Raw genomic sequence first — 17567 nt, 5'->3', positions numbered from 1 at the left:
GCTACGCCTCGTCCGCGGTGTCGGTGTCGACCTCGGATCTGCGTTTACATCTTTTTAGACCCGTTCGTGTCCGATGTCAACAGAAACGGACATGTTCGGCAGGCGTCGTTTTCGGCGACGGTGCTCGAGCGGCCGTATCGGCACCGGGAGAAGGGCGCCGTGGAGGAGGCGCCGCCGAGTCAGGCGGCCGCGTCCGCCAGCTCGTCCTCGAGGCGCGAGAGCTGCTTCTCCAGGCGTCGGCGTTTGAGCAGCGAGGCGTCGGGCAGGGCGGCGCGCAGGCGCTCGCGCTCGGCCTCGGCGAGCGTGCGGCGGGCGCGGCGCAGCTGCTCCTCGCGCTCCTTCTCCAGCTCGTCCGGCGTGAGCTTCCGCGCCGAGATGCCGGCGTCGCTCATGCCGACCGAGATCCAGGAGGCGACGATCAGGATCACCTGGCAGACCAGGTTGAACCAGATCAGCAGACCGATCAGGACGGCGAAGGACGCCAGGAGCGGGTTCCGCGAGGCGCCGCCGAGCAGCTGCGTCCCGAGCACCTTGAGCGCGCCCAGCGCGATCCCGCCGATCAGCGCGCCGACCCAGAGGTTCTTCCACGGGATCGGGATGCCGCTGAGGATCCGGAACGAGCCGGCGAGCGTGGCGGTGTCGAGCGCCAGCATGATCAGCAGGCCGACCACGGTGCCGGTGACCCGGCCGAGGGTCGAGTCGCTGCCGATCCCGAGGACGTCGAACGCGACGTCGACGAACGAGGTCGAGAAGACCGACAGTGCCGCCGAGACGATCAGCACGGCGCCGAAGACGAGGGCGAGCCCCGCGTCCTTGAGCTTGAGCAGCACGAACAGCACGGTCGGACCGGGCAGGGAGAACAGGATCCGGACGGCCTGGCGGAGGCTGCCGAGGAAGTTCAGCGCCGTCCAGAGCAGACCCGTCGCGGCGATCACTCCGGTCCAGCCGAGGATCGAGGAGTCGAGCAGCGTGTCGATCGACACCAGCGAGTTCTTCTCGCCGATCAGCCCGGGCACCGAGCTGGTGAGCAGCTGCAGCAGCGAGTCGCGCAGCGCCGCGTTGTCGCGCAGGACGAAGCCGAAGACCGCGAAGAACACGAACAGCGCCGCGAAGATCGCGAACAGCGCCTGGAACGCGAGCCCCGACGCGAACAGCGGCCCGCCGCTCTCGGAGTAGTGCAGCATCACCCGCACCGGCCGCGTCCGCATGATCCGCTCGAACAGCGCCGGGATGCCGCGCGGTGCCTCGGTCGCCGCCTCCGTCATGCCCTCCAGCGTAGGGGCGCCGGGCAGCCGTCGTGCCCACCCCTCTCCGCCTCGCCGGGCCCGGGGACGACGAACGGCCCGCCGGATCCGAGGATCACGACGGGCCGAACAAGGGAGAAAGCGTCAGGCGCGGCCGCGGATGACGGCCTGCTTCACCTCGGCGATCGCCTGGGTGATCTGGATGCCGCGCGGGCAGGCCTCGGTGCAGTTGAAGGTCGTCCGGCAGCGCCAGACGCCCTCCTTGTCGTTGAGGATGTCCAGGCGGGCTCCGCCGGCGTCGTCGCGCGAGTCGAAGATGAAGCGGTGCGCGTTCACGATCGCGGCGGGGCCGAAGTACTGCCCGTCCGTCCAGAACACGGGGCAGGACGACGTGCACGCGGCGCAGAGGATGCACTTGGTGGTGTCGTCGAAGCGGGCGCGGTCGGCGACCGACTGCACGCGCTCCTTGCCCTTGGTGGGCGGCGTGTTCGCGATCAGGAACGGCTGCACCTCGCGGTAGGAGGCGAAGAACGGCTCCATGTCCACGACGAGGTCCTTCTCGAGGGGCAGGCCCTTGATCGCCTCGATGTAGATCGGCTGCGAGATGTCGAGATCCTTGATGAGCGTCTTGCAGGCCAGGCGGTTGCGGCCGTTGATCCGCATCGCGTCGGAGCCGCAGATGCCGTGCGCGCAGGAGCGGCGGAAGGTCAGCGAGCCGTCCTGGTCCCACTTGATCCGGTGCAGCGCGTCGAGGACACGGTCGGTCGAGAACATCTCGACGTCGAAGTCCTGCCAGCGCGGCTCGGTGTCCTGCTCCGGGTCGAAGCGGCGGATGATGAACGTGACGGTGAACGCCTCCGGGGCCGCGGGGGCGGCGGGGGGCTGCTCGAGGGTAGCGGTCGACACGATTAGTACTTCCTCTCCATCGGCTGGTACCGGGTGATCACGACGGGCTTCCAATCGAGGCGGATGTGATCGCCCGCGTCGGAGGAGTGGGCGTCACCGGAGAGGTACGCCATCGTGTGCTGCATGTAGTTCTCGTCGTCGCGCTTGGGGAAGTCGTCGCGCATGTGGCCGCCGCGGCTCTCCTTGCGGTTCCGGGCGGAGTAGACGACGACCTCGGCGAGGTCGAGGAGGAAGCCGAGCTCGACGGCCTCCAGGAGATCGGTGTTGAAGCGCTTGCCCTTGTCCTGCACCGAGATGTTGCGGAACCGGTCGCGCAGGCGCTGGATGGTGCCGGTGACCTGCTCGAGCGACTCGTCGGTGCGGAACACCTGGGCGTTCTTGTCCATCTCGTCCTGCAGCTCCTTGCGGATCGAGGCGATCCGCTCGGTGCCGGTCGCGCCGCGGAGCGAGGCGAGCATGTCGCGGATCGCGCCGGCGGGGTTCTCGGGCAGGGGAGTGAAGTCGACGGTCTGCGAGTAGTCGGCGGCGTTGTTGCCGCTGCGCTTCCCGAAGACGTTGATGTCGAGCAGCGAGTTGGTGCCGAGGCGGTTCGAGCCGTGCACCGAGACGCAGGCGCACTCGCCGGCGGCGTAGAGGCCGGGGACGACCGTGGTGTTGTCCGAGAGGACCTCGGCCTTCACGTTGGTCGGGATGCCGCCCATCGCGTAGTGCGCGGTCGGCATGACCGGCACCGGCTCGACGACCGGGTCGACGCCCAGGTAGGTGCGGGCGAACTCGGTGATGTCCGGGAGCTTCGTCTCGAGCACCTCGGCGCCGAGGTGGGTGCAGTCCAGCAGCACGTAGTCCTTGTGCGGACCGGCGCCGCGGCCCTCCGCCACCTCCTGGACCATGCAGCGAGCGACGATGTCGCGCGGCGCGAGGTCCTTGATGGTGGGGGCGTAGCGCTCCATGAAGCGCTCGCCCGAGGCGTTGCGGAGGATCGCACCCTCTCCTCGCGCTCCCTCGGTGAGGAGGATGCCGAGCCCGGCCAGGCCGGTCGGGTGGAACTGGAAGAACTCCATGTCCTCGAGGGGGAGGCCCTTGCGCCAGATGATGCCGACGCCGTCGCCCGTGAGGGTGTGCGCGTTCGACGTCGTCTTGTAGATCTTGCCGAAGCCGCCGGTCGCGAAGATGATCGCCTTCGCCTGGAAGACGTGCAGCTCGCCGGTCGCCAGCTCGTAGGCGACGACGCCGGACGGCTTGTTGACGCCGTCGACCTCGGTCATCACCAGGTCGAGCACGTAGAACTCGTTGAAGAAGTTGATGCCCAGTCGGACGCAGTTCTGGAACAGCGTCTGCAGGATCATGTGGCCGGTGCGGTCGGCCGCGTAGCAGGCCCGGCGCACGGGCGCCTTGCCGTGGTCGCGGGTGTGCCCGCCGAAGCGGCGCTGGTCGATCTTGCCGTCCTCGGTGCGGTTGAACGGGAGGCCCATGTTCTCGAGGTCGATGACCGCGTCGATGGCCTCCTTCGCGAGGATCTCCGCCGCGTCCTGGTCGACGAGGTAGTCGCCGCCCTTGACCGTGTCGAAGGTGTGCCACTCCCAGCTGTCCTCCTCGACGTTCGCGAGGGCCGCGGCCATGCCGCCCTGCGCCGCTCCGGTGTGCGAGCGGGTCGGGTAGAGCTTCGAGATCACGGCGGTCTTCGCCTTGGGCCCGGCCTCGATCGCCGCGCGCATGCCCGCGCCGCCGGCCCCCACGATCACCACGTCGAACTGGTGGTAGTGGACGCCGTCGGCGCCGAGGGTCTGGGTGAAGGCGCTCTGGTCTGCGCCGCCGCTGTGGACGTGGCCTGGTGTGCTCACTGGGTGATTGCTCCGTTGAACGGGGTGGAAGGGCGGGAGTGGGGGAGGCGCGCTCCCGGGGGCGTGACGGTGCCGCGCGGAGGGACCGCGCGGCACCGGGCGCCTAGGCGGCGCAGAAGGAGGGCAGCAGGCTCGGGTCCCCGCCGGTGGGGCAGGGGTTGAAGCCGAAGACCACGTAGGTGCCGAGCGCGATCAGCGCGACGACCGAGACGAGGATGCCGCCCTTGAACACGCGGGCCAGCAGCGGCGACGTCGCGTAGTCGTTCACCAGCGTGCGCATGCCGTTGCCGCCGTGGATGAGCGCGAGCCAGAGCATCGCGACGTCCCACCACTGCCAGAACGGGTTCGCGAGCTTGCCGCCGACGAAGCCGAAGTCGATGGCCTTGATGCCCTCGCCGAGCAGCAGGTTGAAGATCAGGTGCCCGAAGATCAGGACGATCAGCACGACGCCGGAGGCGCGCATGTAGATCCAGCCCCACTTCTCCCAGTTGGTGCCGGAGGAGCGGGTGGGGACGTGCGGAGTCCGCGGTGCGGCGACGGTGCTCAATGGGCACCTCCCTCGCTGAAGACGAACATGAGGTGGCGCGGTGCGAAGCCGAGCATCAGCACGACCCACAGGCCGATGACGACCCAGAAGAGCACGCGCTGGTTGCGGGTGGCCCAGCTCCAGAAGTCGACCAGGATGATGCGCAGGCCGTTCAGGGCGTGGAACGCGATCGCGCCCACCAGCCCCGTCTCGCCGAGGCCCATGATCGGGTTCTTGTACGTGCCGATGACCGCGTTGTACGCCTCGGGGCTCACGGCGATCAGCGCCGAGTCGAGGACGTGCACGAGGAGGAAGAAGAAGATGGCGACACCGGTGATCCGGTGCAGCACCCACGACCACATGCCTTCGCGACCGCGGTAGAGGGTTCCGGCCGGACGGCGGATCTTCCCCTGCTTCCGGGGTGCGAGGGTTTGAGCAGCTGAAACTGACACGAACAACCCTCCCTGGTTGACTGCTCCGTCGGCCTGACCGGACCCGCGACTCGAGGACGCGGGCGGGGCGGAGGAGCGGCGAGAACACTCGCTCCACCATTCTAAGCGCCGGGCGGGATCGCGGCGGCTTAGGCGAGCCTTAGCTGCCGCGGGCCATCGAGACGGGCGCGCCGACCGTCGCGTAGTGCGCGAGGAGCTCGTCGGTGAGGGCGCTCCAGGTGCGGTGCAGCACGCGACGCCGGCCCGCCTCGCCGAGTCGCGAGCGCAGCTGCGGGTCGCGCAGGAGCCGCTCGACCTGGCGCCGGAGATCGGAGTCGCTCTCCGGCGCGTAGAGCAGTCCGTCGACGCCGTGCTCGATCAGATCGGTCGGGCCGCCGGCGTGCGGCGCGACCACCGCGGTGCCGGAGGCCTGCGCCTCCTGGACGGTCTGGCCGAAGGTCTCCTCGGTGCCGGTGTGCACGAACACGTCGAGCGCGGCGAAGACCGCGGGCAGGCGCTCGCCGTCGAGCCGTCCGAGCATCCGCGCCCCGGAGCCGAGCGCCGCCGCGACCCGGGAGGAGGAGGGGCCGTAGCCGCCGACCACCAGATCGACTCCGTGGAGAGAGGAGAGGGCCGCCAGGCGCTCGACCCGCTTCTCCGGCGAGACGCGACCGATGTAGCCGACGAGCGCGTCGCCGTCGGCGAGCGGCGCCCGCACCTCGGCGGCGTAGGGGGAGCAGCGCATCCGCGGGTGGAAGCGGTCGCTCTGCACGCCGCGCCCCCAGAGCGCGGTGCGCTCGATCCCGGCCGCGGCGAGGTCGTCGAGCGCGCTGGTCGAGGGGGCGAGGGTGAGATCGGCGCCGGCGTGGATCTGCCGGATCACCCGCCAGGCCAGTGCCCGGGCTCCGCGGATGCCGTAGCGGGCCGCGAAGCGCGCGACGTCCGTCTGATAGATCGCGACGCTGGGCACCCCGAGCCGGTTCGCGGAGGCGATGGCCCGCGCCCCCAGGAGGAAGGGCGACGCGACGTGCACGACGTCGGGCTCGAAGTCGGCCAGCTCGCGGGTGAGGGCGAGGGTCGGGATCCCGACGGGGAAGTCGCGGTAGGCGATCGCCGGGTGCTCCACGACGCGGTGGCCGGCGTAGTGCCCCGGCGCACCCGCGGCGGGGCAGACGACGAGGGCCTCGATGCCCCGCGCCGCGAACTCGTCGAGGACCCGGAGGACGCTCGTGGTGACACCGTTCAACGACGGGAGGAAGCTCTCCGTGACGACCGCGACTCTCACCCTCCGGACGGTACGGGCGCCGTGTGAACGCGGGAGCGCGGCCGGGTGAACGGACGGACACGTGCGGGCTCCCTTGTATCCTGCGGTCATGACATCACCTGAGACCGTTGGCCGCGCCCCGCTCGACCGCTTCTACAGCGTGATCCCGGCAGGCGGGATCGGCTCGAGGCTGTGGCCGCTCTCCCGGGCCGACGCCCCCAAGTTCCTGCATGACCTGACCGGCTCGGGCCAGACCCTGCTCCGCGACACCTGGGACCGCCTCGCGCCGATCTCGGGCGCCGACCGCATCATGGTCGTCACCGGTCGCGCGCACCGCGCCGCCGTGGAGCGCCAGCTCGAGAGCCTCGAGGACCTCAACGTCGTCCTCGAGAGCGAGCCGCGCGACTCCTCCGCCGCGATCGGCCTCGCCGCCGCGATCCTCGAGCGCCGCGAGCCCGGCGTGATCATCGGCTCGTTCGCCGCCGACCACGTGATCAACGGTCAGCACCTCTTCCACGACGCGGTCGCCGAGGCGGTCGTCGCCGCCGACGCCGGCTACATCGCGACCATCGGCATCACGCCGACCGAGCCCGCCGTGGGCTTCGGCTACATCCGCACCGGCGACCACCTCGGCATCGAGGGCGCCGCGCACACCCTCGCCGTCGACTCCTTCGTCGAGAAGCCCGACGCCGACACCGCTCGCACCTACGTGCAGAGCGGTCAGTACCTGTGGAACGCCGGCATGTTCATCGCCCGCGCCGACCGCCTGCTGGAGGAGCTCGGCCGCTCGAAGCCGAAGCTGCTCGCGGGCCTGCTCGAGCTCGCCGAGGCCTGGGACACCCCGGAGCGCGGCGCGGTCGTCGACCGCATCTGGCCGGGCCTTGAGAAGATCGCGATCGACTACTCGGTCGCCGAGCCGGCCGCCGCGGAGGGAAAGCTCGCCGTCGTCCCCGGCCACTTCTCCTGGGACGACGTCGGAGACTTCGCGTCGATCGCGAAGCTGCACGCGAGCGGCCTGCGCTCCGACCTGGCCATCCTCGGCGAGGACGCCCGCGTCCTGGCCGACTCCGCCACCGGCATCGTCGTCAGCGGCGGAAACCGCACCATCGCGCTGATCGGCGTGAAGGACATCGTCGTCGTCGACACCCCCGACGCCCTCCTCGTCACCACCACCGAGAACGCCCAGAAGGTCAAGGGCGTCGTCGACGCCCTCCGCCTCTCCGGCCGCACCGACGTCCTCTAGCCGAAGTCTCGAGATCCGCCCTCCGGAAAGAGGTGGATCTCGATACGCCCGCTCCGCGCGCTACTCGATCAGCATGACCAGAGGCAGCCGCGCTCCTCTCATGCTGGTCGAGTAGCCGCGCAGCGGCGTATCGAGACCGCCGTCCCCAGCAGGGCGGCTCTGCAGACTCACGTTCTGGCGCTGGTGGATCTCGTTACGCGCGCTCCGCGCACTACTCGATCAGCATGACTAGAGGCAGCCGCGCTCCTCTCATGCTGGTCGAGTAGCCGCGCAGCGGCGTATCGAGCGGCGAAGCCGCTTCGCGTCTCGGTGTTCAGGGAAAGGGCGCGGCTGCGCCGCGTCATGCTGGTCGAGTAGCCCCGCAGGGGCGTATCGAGACCCACCGTCACCAGCAGGACGGGTCTGCAGACTCAGCGTCCTCACGGTGGTGGATCTCGATACGCCCGCTGCACGGGCTACTCGATCAGCATGACTTTCCCCATACGGATGAGGTGATCTTTCCTAAGAGACCGCCGTCCCCAGCAGTGGGGTTCTGCAGACTCGCGTTCCGGCGTCGTCGGATCTCGATACGCGCGCTCCGCGCACTACTCGATCAGCATGGTCGTGGACGCACGCCTGGAAGAAATCTTGTCTCTCACCCGCTGGTCGCGCACCCGTCCGGGAGCGAAGCGTCCCGGACTCCCTCGCCCGAAGGGTCGAGGGCCGCGAGCGGAAATCGCGTGCCAGCGATTTCCGCCAGCCCGACGCGACACGCTCTGCGAAACGCACCACTCCTGATAGCCGACCGCGGGGGAGGAGCCGCGCGCGGCTCCTCCCCAAGATCAACACTGTGTAACGCTTCCCGAGTTGGCCCTCCGCGGCCCCTGAGCGTTCCGACACCTTGGGTAACGTGAGGTCATCGATGCCCTGCAGTGCCGATCGTGCGCGCGGGGCCGAATCTTGGAGGACGAATCTTGACTATCACCACGCGTAAGGCCGCGTTCGGCGGTCTCGCCGCTCTGGGCGTCACCGCGCTTCTCGCCGGTTGCGCCTCCGCCCCCGAGGAGGGCGGCTCTTCCGCCGCCGCCGGTGGCGACTTCCTGCCCTGCATGGTCTCCGACGCGGGCGGGTTCGACGACAAGTCGTTCAACGAGCTGGGATACAACGGCCTCGTGAAGGCGTCCGAGGACCTCGGCGTCACCCCGAAGACCGTCACCTCGGAGTCCGAGACGGACTACGCGCCCAACCTGACGAGCCTCGTCGACCAGGGCTGCAACCTGATCATCACCGTCGGCTTCGCCCTCGCCGAGGCCACCTCGGCTGCGGCGGAGGAGAACACCGACATCGACTTCGCCATCATCGACGACGCGTCGATCGACCTGCCGAACGTCAAGCCGATCACCTTCGACACCTCGCAGTCGGCGTTCCTCGCCGGCTACGCGGCAGCGTCGTACTCGAAGACCGGTGTCGTGGGCACCTACGGCGGCCAGCAGTTCCCGACCGTCACCATCTTCATGGACGGCTTCGCGGACGGCGTGGCGTACCACAACGAGCAGAAGGGCACCGACGTCAAGGTCGTCGGCTGGGACGTCGCCGCGCAGACCGGCTCGTTCACCGGAGGCTTCGCCGCCGGTGTCGAGGCCAAGTCGGCCGCGCAGTCGCTGATCGACCAGAACGCCGACGTCATCCTCCCGGTCGGCGGCCCGATCTTCCAGTCGGCCATCGAGGCCATCCGCGACTCCGGAAAGGACATCGCGATGGTGGGTGTCGACGCCGACCTGTACGAGACCTACCCCGACGGCGGCGACCTGTACCTGACCTCGATCCTCAAGGGCATCGAGGCCGGCACGACCGACGTCACCTCCACCGCGGGCGCCGACGCCTTCGACGCGACCCCCTACGTGGGCACGCTCGAGAACGACGGGGTCGGCATCGCGCCGTTCCACGACTTCGAGTCGAAGGTCTCGGCCGACCTGCAGGGCGAGCTGGACACCATCACGGAGGGCATCATCGACGGCTCGATCACCGTCGAGTCGCCGTCCGCTCCCGCCGCGTCCTGATCTCCGGATCGATCGCAGCGCACTGACGAAGAGGCCGGTGGGCCCGAGTTCTGCTCGGGCTCACCGGCCTCTCGTCGGCTGTCCCGCCGGTCCCGCGCGCTGGCATCCCGCACCGAAAGTTAGATTGGACCCATGAAGCTCGAACTGCGGGGCATCACGAAGCGCTTCGGCGCTCTCGTGGCCAACGATCACATCGACCTCACCGTCGAACCCGGTGAGATCCACTGCCTTCTCGGCGAGAACGGCGCGGGCAAGTCCACGCTGATGAACGTGCTCTACGGCCTGTACCAGGCGGAGGAGGGCGACATCCTGCTGGACGACGTGGTCCAGCGCTTCTCCGGCCCCGGCGACGCCATGAAGGCGGGCATCGGGATGGTGCACCAGCACTTCATGCTCGTCCCGGTCTTCTCGGTCGCCGAGAACGTCATGCTCGGCCACGAGGAGACGAAGTCGGGCGGCCGGCTCGACCTGGCCGCCGCGCGCGCCCGCGTCCGCGACATCTCCGACCGCTTCGGCTTCGACGTCGATCCCGACGCGATCATCGAGGACCTGCCCGTCGGCGTGCAGCAGCGGGTCGAGATCATCAAGGCGCTCTCCCGCGACGCGAAGGTCCTCGTCTTCGACGAGCCGACCGCAGTGCTGACCCCGCAGGAGACCGACGAGCTGATCGCGATCATGCGGCAGCTGCGCGCCTCGGGGACCGCGATCGTCTTCATCACGCACAAGCTCCGCGAGGTCCGCGAGGTCGGCGACCGCATCACGGTCATCCGCCTCGGCCAGGTCGTGGGGGAGGCGGCGCCGACCGCGAGCAACGCCGAGCTGGCCTCGCTGATGGTCGGCCGCGCCGTCGAGCTCACCGTCCAGAAGGAGCCGGCCCGCGCGGGCGACGAGGCCCTCGTCGTCAGCAACCTCACCGTCCGCGACGCGAACGGCCAGGCGGTCGTCGACGACGTCTCGTTCGAGGTCCGCCGCGGCGAGATCCTCGCCATCGCCGGCGTGCAGGGCAACGGCCAGACCGAGCTGACCGAGGCGATCATGGGCCTGCAGGAGCGCGTCGAGGGCACGGTGACCCTCGACGGCCGCCGACTCGACGGCCTGTCCGTCCGCCGCGTGCTCGACGCCGGCGTCGGCTTCGTCCCCGAGGACCGCACCGAGGACGGCCTGGTGGCCGAGTTCACGATCGCCGAGAACCTGATGCTCGACCGCAGCGACAGCGGCCCGTTCGTCAAGGGCCTCGGCCTGCAGCTGAAGGCGCTGGAGACGTTCGCCGAGGAGCGCGTCCGCGAGTTCGACGTCCGCGCCCAGGGCATCACCACCCACGTCGGCCGGCTCTCCGGCGGCAACCAGCAGAAGGTCGTCCTGGCCCGCGAGCTCAGCCGCGAGCTGCGGCTGTTCATCGCCGCTCAGCCGACCCGCGGCATCGACGTCGGCTCGATCGAGTTCGTGCACAAGCGGATCGTCGAGACCCGCGACACGGGCGTGCCCGTCATCGTCGTCTCGACCGAGCTCGACGAGGTCGCCGCGCTCGCCGACCGCATCGCGGTCATGTACAAGGGCGGCATCATCGGGATCGTCCCCGCCGACACGCCCCGGGAGATCCTGGGGCTCATGATGGCCGGGCAGTCGCCCGCCGAGAAGGGTGCGGCCGCATGAGCGACGCGCAGTTGCCCGCCGTCGATCCGGACGCCGAGTCCGAGAGGGCGACCGGCCTCGAGCCGGGCCAGAAGCCGGGTCAGGAGGCGCGGCCCGGTCCGATCGAGAGCGGGGCCTCGCGCGTCCTCCGCGAGATCCTCTCCGGCACCGCGCTGATGTCGGTGCTCGCCGTGCTGCTCTCGCTGATCGCGGGCGGCGTGCTGATCGCCGCGACCGACACCGACGTCCAGCAGGCCGCCGGCTACTTCCTCGCCCGGCCGCTCGACACGCTGCAGGCGATCTGGCAGTCGGTCGCGGGGGCGTACTCCTCGCTCTTCCAGGGCTCGGTCTACAACTTCCGCCGCGAGGGCTTCGCGAACGGCATCAAGCCGCTGACCGACACCCTCGCCTTCGCCACGCCGCTGATCGCGGGCGGCCTCGGCGTCGCCCTCGCCTTCCGCGTCGGGCTCTTCAACATCGGCGGCCGCGGTCAGATGCTGATCGCCGCCGCCTGCGCCGGCTGGGTCGGCTTCTCCTTCGACCTGCCGTTCGGCGTGCACCTGGTGATCACCCTCGCCGCGGGCATCCTGGGCGGTGCGCTCTGGGGCGGACTCGTGGGGCTGCTCAAGGCGCGGACCGGCGCGCACGAGGTGATCCTCACGATCATGCTCAACTACGTCGCGTTCTACTTCGTCTCCTATGTCCTGCGCACGCCGGGCGCCCTCCAGGCTCCGGGCTCGAACAACCCCAAGTCGCCCGGGATGAAGGACACGGCGGTCTTCCCCGACCTCCTCGGCTCCGGCTACTCGCTGAACCTCGGCTTCGTCGTCGCGATCCTCGCGACCGTCTTCGTCTGGTGGCTGCTCAACCGCTCGAGCATCGGCTTCAAGTTCCGCGCGGTGGGCGAGAACCCGCACGCGGCCCGGGTGGCCGGCATCGACGTCAAGAACAGCTACGTGTACGCGATGCTGCTCTCCGGCGGTCTGCTCGGCCTGGCCGGCAGCGCGCAGGTGATGGGCACCGTCACCACCGGCTTCACCTCCGGGATCGACGCGGGCATCGGCTTCGACGCGATCACCGTCGCGCTGCTGGGCCGCTCGCGGCCGTGGGGCGTGTTCTTCGCCGGCATCCTCTTCGGCGCGTTCAAGGCCGGCGGCTACTCGATGCAGGCCGCCGAGGGCGTGCCGATCGACGTGGTGCTCGTCGTGCAGTCGCTGATCGTCCTCTTCATCGCCGCCCCGCCCCTGGTGCGCGCGATCTTCCGCCTCCCGACGCCCGGGGTCGCCCCCAAGCGCCGCACGCGCCGCACCACGGAGGTGTCCGCATGACCACTGCAGTCTCCCGTGCCCCCGGGACCGCGTCCCGGGTCGCCGTCCGCAGCTGGAAGGCCCCGATCGCGTTCGGGATCTTCGCGCTGCTGGCCGTGATCCTGTTCGTCGCCCTCGGTCGCGACGGCACCAGCTCCTTCCGCCTCGCCTCCGGCAACGACTTCTTCGCCCTGCCGGACCTGCCGTTCCCGACCCGCGCCACCGGCGTGGTCGTGGCGATCGTCCTGGTCGGCCTCACGGCGGTCGCCGTCGCCTTCACCCGCTCGGCCCGCCGCCTCCCGCTCTGGCTCTCGGCGCTCTTCGCGCTCGTCTTCCTGGTCGGCTTCCTGGTCTGGGCGTCCGCGGGTGCGACGCTGCCGCTGCCGGGCCTGCTGCTGGGCACCGTCGGCCTCGCGACCCCGCTGATCTTCGGCTCGCTCGGCGGCGTCATCTCGGAGCGGGTCGGAGTGGTCAACGTCGCGATCGAGGGCCAGCTGCTCGCCGGCGCCTTCACCGCGGCGATGGTCGGCTCGCTCACCCGCCAGCCCGTGCTCGGCCTGCTCGCGGCGATGATCGCGAGCGTGCTGGTCTCGTTCGTGCTCGCCGCCTTCGCGATCAAGTACCTGGTCGACCAGGTGATCGTCGGCGTGGTCCTCAACGTCCTCGTGACGGGGCTGACGAGCTTCCTCTACTCGCAGGTGCTGACCAGCGACGCCGCCGTCTTCAACTCGCCGGTCAAGTTCGAGCGGCTGCCGATCCCGGGGCTCAGCCAGGTGCCGATCCTCGGCCCGGTGCTGTTCAACCAGACGATCATCGTCTACCTGATGTACTTCGCGATCTTCGCCGTGTGGTGGGGGCTCTTCAAGACCAAGTGGGGCCTGCGGCTCCGCGCGGTCGGCGAGCACCCCCAGGCGGCGGACACGGTCGGCATCAACGTGGCCAGGACGCGCTTCTGGAACGTCTCGCTGGCCGGCGCGATCGCCGGCATGGGCGGCGCGTACTACACGCTCGACGCGGTCGGCGCGTTCGGCAAGGAGATGACGGCGGGCGCGGGCTTCATCGCCCTGGCGGCGGTCATCTTCGGCCGCTGGGACCCGATCAAGGCCACTCTCGCGTCGCTCCTGTTCGGCTTCGCGACCAACCTGCAGAACGTGCTCGGCGTCATCGGCTCGCCGGTGCCGAGCGAGTTCATGCTGATGCTGCCGTACGTGGTGACGATCTTCGCGGTCGCCGGCCTGGTCGGGCAGTCGCGCGGGCCGGCCGCCGCAGGCAAGCCCTATCTCAAATCGTGAGGACGGATCCGATGACCGACATCGACTGGGACGCGCTGCGCACCGCCGCCCTCGAGGCCATGGGCAAGGCCTACGTGCCGTACTCGAAGTTCCCCGTGGGCGTCGCCGCGCTCGTCGACGACGGCCGGGTGATCTCGGGCTGCAACGTCGAGAACGCCTCCTACGGCCTCACCCTCTGCGCCGAGTGCGCGCTGGTGTCCTCGCTGCACATGACGGGCGGCGGGCGGCTCGTCGCCTTCACCTGCGTCGACGGCAGGGGCGGGGTGCTGATGCCCTGCGGCCGCTGCCGCCAGCTGCTCTTCGAGCACTCCGCCGACGGGATGCTCCTGCAGACCGTGTCGGGCGTGAAGACGATCGACGAGGTCATCCCCGACGCGTTCGGTCCGCGCACCCTCGAGGCCTACGCGGCCGAGTAGTCCCGCCACTCTCGCCGGCCGCCGCCTCCCGCTCCCACTCCTGAACCGAGGACCCCGCATGACCCCGTCCACCCCCGTCGAGGCGTTCGACGCCGTCGACGTCATCCGCACCAAGCGCGACCGCGGCACCCTCTCGACCGCGCAGATCGACTGGTTGATCGACGCCTACACCCGCGGCTACGTCCAGGGGGAGCAGATGGCCGCGTTCGCGATGGCCGTGCTGCTCAACGGCATGGACCGCGACGAGGTCCGCGACCTGACCCTCGCGATGATCGCGAGCGGCGAGCGGATGAGCTTCGACGGGCTCGGCAAGCGGACGGTCGACAAGCACTCCACCGGCGGCGTCGGCGACAAGATCACGCTGCCGCTGATGCCGCTGGTCGCCTCCTTCGGCGTCGCGGTGCCGCAGCTCTCGGGTCGCGGCCTCGGGCACACCGGCGGCACGCTCGACAAGCTCGAGGCGATCCCGGGCTGGCGCGCGGACCTCAGCAACGAGGAGATGTTCGAGCAGCTGCGCACCGTCGGCGGCGTGATCTGCGCCGCGGGCTCCGGGCTCGCCCCGGCGGACAAGAAGCTCTACGCCCTGCGCGACATCACCGGCACCGTCGAGGCGATCCCGCTGATCGCCTCCTCGATCATGTCGAAGAAGATCGCGGAGGGGACCGACGCCCTGGTCCTCGACGTCAAGTTCGGCTCCGGCGCCTTCATGACCGACATCGAGCGCTCGCGCGAGCTGGCGCGGGCGATGGTCGACCTCGGCAACGACGCCGGCGTCCGCACCACGGCGCTGCTGACCAACATGAACGTCCCGCTCGGCCTCGCGATCGGCAACGCGAACGAGGTCCGGGAGTCGGTCGAGGTGCTCGCCGGCGGCGGGCCGGCGGACGTCCGCGAGCTGACCCTCGCGCTCGCCCGCGAGATGCTCGCACTGGCCGGGCAGCCCGACGCGGACGTCGAGGGCGCGCTCGACGGCGGCGCGGCGATGGACACCTGGCGGGCGGTCATCCGCGCCCAGGACGGCGACCCGGACGGCGCTCTGCCGGTCGCGCGTGAGACGCACGTGGTGCTGGCCGATCGCGACGGCGTCCTGGTCGAGCAGCAGGCGCTGCCCTTCGGCATCGCGGCCTGGCGCCTGGGCGCGGGGCGCGCGCGCCAGCAGGACGCCGTGCAGCACGCGGCCGGCATCGACCTGCATGCGAAGCCCGGCGACCGGGTCCGCGCCGGTCAGCCGCTGTTCACGCTGTCGGCCGACGAGCCGTCCCGCTTCTCCCGTGCCCTCGAGGCGCTGGACGGCGCCTACCGGATCGGCGACGAGGGCGACGCGGTCCTCGACGGCGGCCCCCTGGTGGCGGAGCGCATCGCCTGACCCGTGCCGGGGCTGTTCCCACGTACCGGAGGCCGGCCGCCCGTCGCCCGTCCACCGCGCGACCCGGACGGGGTGGCGGACCGGGCGGAGGGCGGCGCGGGCGGCACCGTAAGGTGGTCGGCGAACCGTCGTCCGACCCGAGGAGCACCGTGACCGACAGCACCGAGTTCGGCAGCAGCCACGAGGAGTACCTCCTCCCGGGCGAGGGCATCCTCATCGACGACCTGCCCAAGGTGTCGCTGCACGACCACCTCGACGGCGGTCTCCGCCCCGCGACGATCGTCGAGATCGCCGGGCAGACCGGCGTCGCCCTCCCCGCCGAGGACCCGGAGGCCCTCGAGCAGTGGTTCACCACCACGGCCGACTCCGGCTCGCTCGAGGACTACATCGCCACCTTCGAGACCACGATCGCCGTCATGCAGACCGCCGCGTCGCTCGAGCGGGTGGCCCGCGAGTTCGTGCTCGACCTCGCCGCCGACGGAGTCGTGCACGGCGAGATCCGCTGGGCCCCCGAGCAGCATCTCCGCTCCGGGCTCACCCTCGACGCGGCCGTCGAGGCCGTGCAGGAGGGGCTCGAGCAGGGCGTCCAGGAGGCGGCTGCGCACGGCTACCGCCTCGGCGTCGGCCAGCTGATCACTGCGATGCGGCACACCGACCGCTCGCTCGAGATCGCCGAGCTCGCCCTGCGCCACCGCGAGCGCGGCGCCATCGGCTTCGACATCGCCGGTGCGGAGGCGGGCTTCCCCGCGTCGCGGCACCGCCCCGCGTTCGAGCTCCTCGCCGCCGCGCACTTCCCGACGACCGTGCACGCGGGCGAGGCCGACGGCCTCGACAGCATCCGCTCGGCGCTCCTGGACGGCCGCGCGCTGCGCCTGGGCCACGGCGTCCGGCTCGCGGAGGACATCCGCGTCGAGCGCCAGGACGACGACGCCAGCTACGTCACCCTCGGCGAGCTCGCCGAGTGGGTGAAGGACCGGCGGATCGCGCTCGAGCTCAGCCCGTCCTCCAATCTGCAGACCGGAGCGGTCGCCGCGTGGGGCACCGAGCTCGCCGACCACCCGTTCGACCTGCTCTACCAGCTCGGCTTCCGCGTCACCGTCAACACCGACAACCGCCTGATGAGCGGCACGACGCTCAGCCGCGAGCTGGCGCTGCTCTCCGACACCTTCGGCTACGACCTCGACGACCTCGAGACGTTCCAGATCAACGCCGCCGAGGCGAGCTTCCTGCCGCTGGACGAGCGCCGCGAGCTGATCGAGACGATCAGCGCCGGCTTCGAGGCGGCCTGAGCATGCCCCTCGACCCGCTCTCCGACGCCGCGGTGGCCCTGCGCCACCCCGCCGCCAGCTGGCGCGAGGCGGTCATGGAGGCGGGCCGCGCCCTCGAGCGCAGCGGTGCGGTCGACCCCGCCTACTCCCGCCGGATGGTCGAGCAGGTCGACGTGCTCGGCCCCTACATCGTGATCGCCCCCGGCCTCGCCCTCGCGCACGCCCGCCCCGGCAACGACGTGCTCGAGGACGGGATCTCGGTGGTCACCCTCGCCGAGCCCGTCGCCTTCGGCCACAGCACCAATGACCCGGTCTCGGTCGTCATCGGCATCGCCGCCACCCAGGCGCACGGCCACGTCGGCTTCGTCTCCGGCCTGGCCGACGTCCTCAGCAAGCCGGACGCGGTCGCGGCCCTCGCCGCCGCCCGCACCGTCCGCAGCATCAACGCCGTCCTCACCGACGACACCCCGCACCACGGAAGAAGCGCATGAAGATCGTCACCCTCTGCGGCGCCGGAATCGGCACCTCCGCCATCCTCAAGCTCGGCGCCGAGCGCGCCCTCGAGGCCCTCGACCTCGAGGCCGAGGTCGTCGCCTCCGACCTCGCCTCCGTCGACGCCCTCGCCGCCGACGCACAGGTCATCCTCACCTCCAGCGAGCTGATCGACAAGATCGGCAAGACCTTCGCCGAGGTCGTCGTCATCGACAACTACCTCGACCAGACCGAGATCACGGCGAAGATCGAGCGGGCGCTGGGTTGATCCGCCGATAGGCGGATCAACCGAGTGCCGTT

Annotated in this window: 16 protein-coding genes; 10 read left to right on the top strand and 6 right to left on the bottom strand. The window is 70.6% G+C overall.

Annotation, left to right across the window (positions count from 1 at the left end; all coding sequences use genetic code 11):
- Positions 1-179: 179 nt before the first annotated feature.
- The 6 genes from HQQ86_RS03475 to HQQ86_RS03450 form a co-directional block, all read right to left on the bottom strand.
- Positions 180-1265 (bottom strand): YhjD/YihY/BrkB family envelope integrity protein, encoded by a 1086-nt coding sequence (locus HQQ86_RS03475; RefSeq protein WP_173286489.1) that lies wholly within the window; start codon positions 1263-1265, stop codon positions 180-182.
- 123 nt (positions 1266-1388) lie between these two features.
- Entirely contained in the window at positions 1389-2150 is a 762-nt protein-coding gene (locus HQQ86_RS03470; protein WP_160088013.1) for a succinate dehydrogenase iron-sulfur subunit, read from the bottom strand.
- 2 nt (positions 2151-2152) lie between these two features.
- Positions 2153-3895 (bottom strand): succinate dehydrogenase flavoprotein subunit, encoded by a 1743-nt coding sequence (sdhA, locus tag HQQ86_RS03465; protein ID WP_243587270.1) that lies wholly within the window; start codon positions 3893-3895, stop codon positions 2153-2155.
- A gap of 199 nt (positions 3896-4094) precedes the next feature.
- A complete protein-coding gene (locus tag HQQ86_RS03460) occupies positions 4095-4538 on the bottom strand; it encodes a succinate dehydrogenase hydrophobic membrane anchor subunit (protein ID WP_173286488.1) in 444 nt (147 codons plus the stop codon).
- Positions 4535-4921, bottom strand: a complete 387-nt coding sequence (gene sdhC / locus HQQ86_RS03455) for a succinate dehydrogenase, cytochrome b556 subunit (protein WP_367948580.1) — start codon at positions 4919-4921, stop codon at positions 4535-4537. Before sdhC ends, HQQ86_RS03460 begins: the two co-directional genes overlap by 4 nt.
- Before the next feature lie 187 nt (positions 4922-5108).
- Positions 5109-6233, bottom strand: a complete 1125-nt coding sequence (locus HQQ86_RS03450) for a glycosyltransferase family 1 protein (RefSeq protein WP_173286486.1) — start codon at positions 6231-6233, stop codon at positions 5109-5111.
- A gap of 88 nt (positions 6234-6321) precedes the next feature.
- Here HQQ86_RS03450 and HQQ86_RS03445 point away from each other — a divergent pair, with 88 nt between their 5' ends.
- From HQQ86_RS03445 to HQQ86_RS03400, 10 genes are all read left to right on the top strand, one after another.
- A complete protein-coding gene (locus HQQ86_RS03445) occupies positions 6322-7455 on the top strand; it encodes a mannose-1-phosphate guanylyltransferase (protein ID WP_173286485.1) in 1134 nt (377 codons plus the stop codon).
- A gap of 953 nt (positions 7456-8408) precedes the next feature.
- Positions 8409-9494: a BMP family protein gene (locus HQQ86_RS03440; RefSeq protein WP_173286484.1), complete on the top strand. Its 1086-nt coding sequence runs from the start codon at positions 8409-8411 to the stop codon at positions 9492-9494.
- Between the two features lie 132 nt (positions 9495-9626).
- Positions 9627-11147: an ABC transporter ATP-binding protein gene (locus HQQ86_RS03435; protein WP_173286483.1), complete on the top strand. Its 1521-nt coding sequence runs from the start codon at positions 9627-9629 to the stop codon at positions 11145-11147.
- A complete protein-coding gene (locus HQQ86_RS03430) occupies positions 11144-12454 on the top strand; it encodes an ABC transporter permease (RefSeq protein ID WP_173286482.1) in 1311 nt (436 codons plus the stop codon). The genes HQQ86_RS03435 and HQQ86_RS03430 overlap by 4 nt, the downstream gene beginning before the upstream one ends.
- A complete protein-coding gene (locus HQQ86_RS03425; RefSeq protein ID WP_173286481.1) occupies positions 12451-13725 on the top strand; it encodes an ABC transporter permease in 1275 nt (424 codons plus the stop codon). The genes HQQ86_RS03430 and HQQ86_RS03425 overlap by 4 nt, the downstream gene beginning before the upstream one ends.
- A gap of 11 nt (positions 13726-13736) precedes the next feature.
- On the top strand, positions 13737-14141 hold the full coding sequence (locus HQQ86_RS03420) for a cytidine deaminase (protein WP_160088031.1): 405 nt from the start codon (positions 13737-13739) through the stop codon (positions 14139-14141).
- Between the two features lie 58 nt (positions 14142-14199).
- Positions 14200-15507 carry a thymidine phosphorylase gene (locus tag HQQ86_RS03415; protein ID WP_173286480.1) on the top strand — a complete coding sequence of 436 codons (1308 nt, stop codon included), beginning with the start codon at positions 14200-14202 and terminating at the stop codon, positions 15505-15507.
- Between the two features lie 209 nt (positions 15508-15716).
- On the top strand, positions 15717-16796 hold the full coding sequence (locus HQQ86_RS03410; protein ID WP_367948579.1) for an adenosine deaminase: 1080 nt from the start codon (positions 15717-15719) through the stop codon (positions 16794-16796).
- A 2-nt stretch (positions 16797-16798) separates the two neighbouring features.
- Positions 16799-17266: a PTS sugar transporter subunit IIA gene (locus tag HQQ86_RS03405; RefSeq protein WP_127886064.1), complete on the top strand. Its 468-nt coding sequence runs from the start codon at positions 16799-16801 to the stop codon at positions 17264-17266.
- Positions 17263-17535 (top strand): PTS sugar transporter subunit IIB, encoded by a 273-nt coding sequence (locus tag HQQ86_RS03400; protein WP_173286475.1) that lies wholly within the window; start codon positions 17263-17265, stop codon positions 17533-17535. Before HQQ86_RS03405 ends, HQQ86_RS03400 begins: the two co-directional genes overlap by 4 nt.
- The last annotated feature ends 32 nt before the right edge of the window (positions 17536-17567 follow it).

This window comes from Rathayibacter sp. VKM Ac-2857 (genome assembly GCF_013205025.1).
Lineage (GTDB): Bacteria > Actinomycetota > Actinomycetes > Actinomycetales > Microbacteriaceae > Rathayibacter.
The sequence above is the reverse complement of the archived record's forward strand: the minus strand, read 5'-3'. Positions and strand labels throughout refer to the sequence as shown.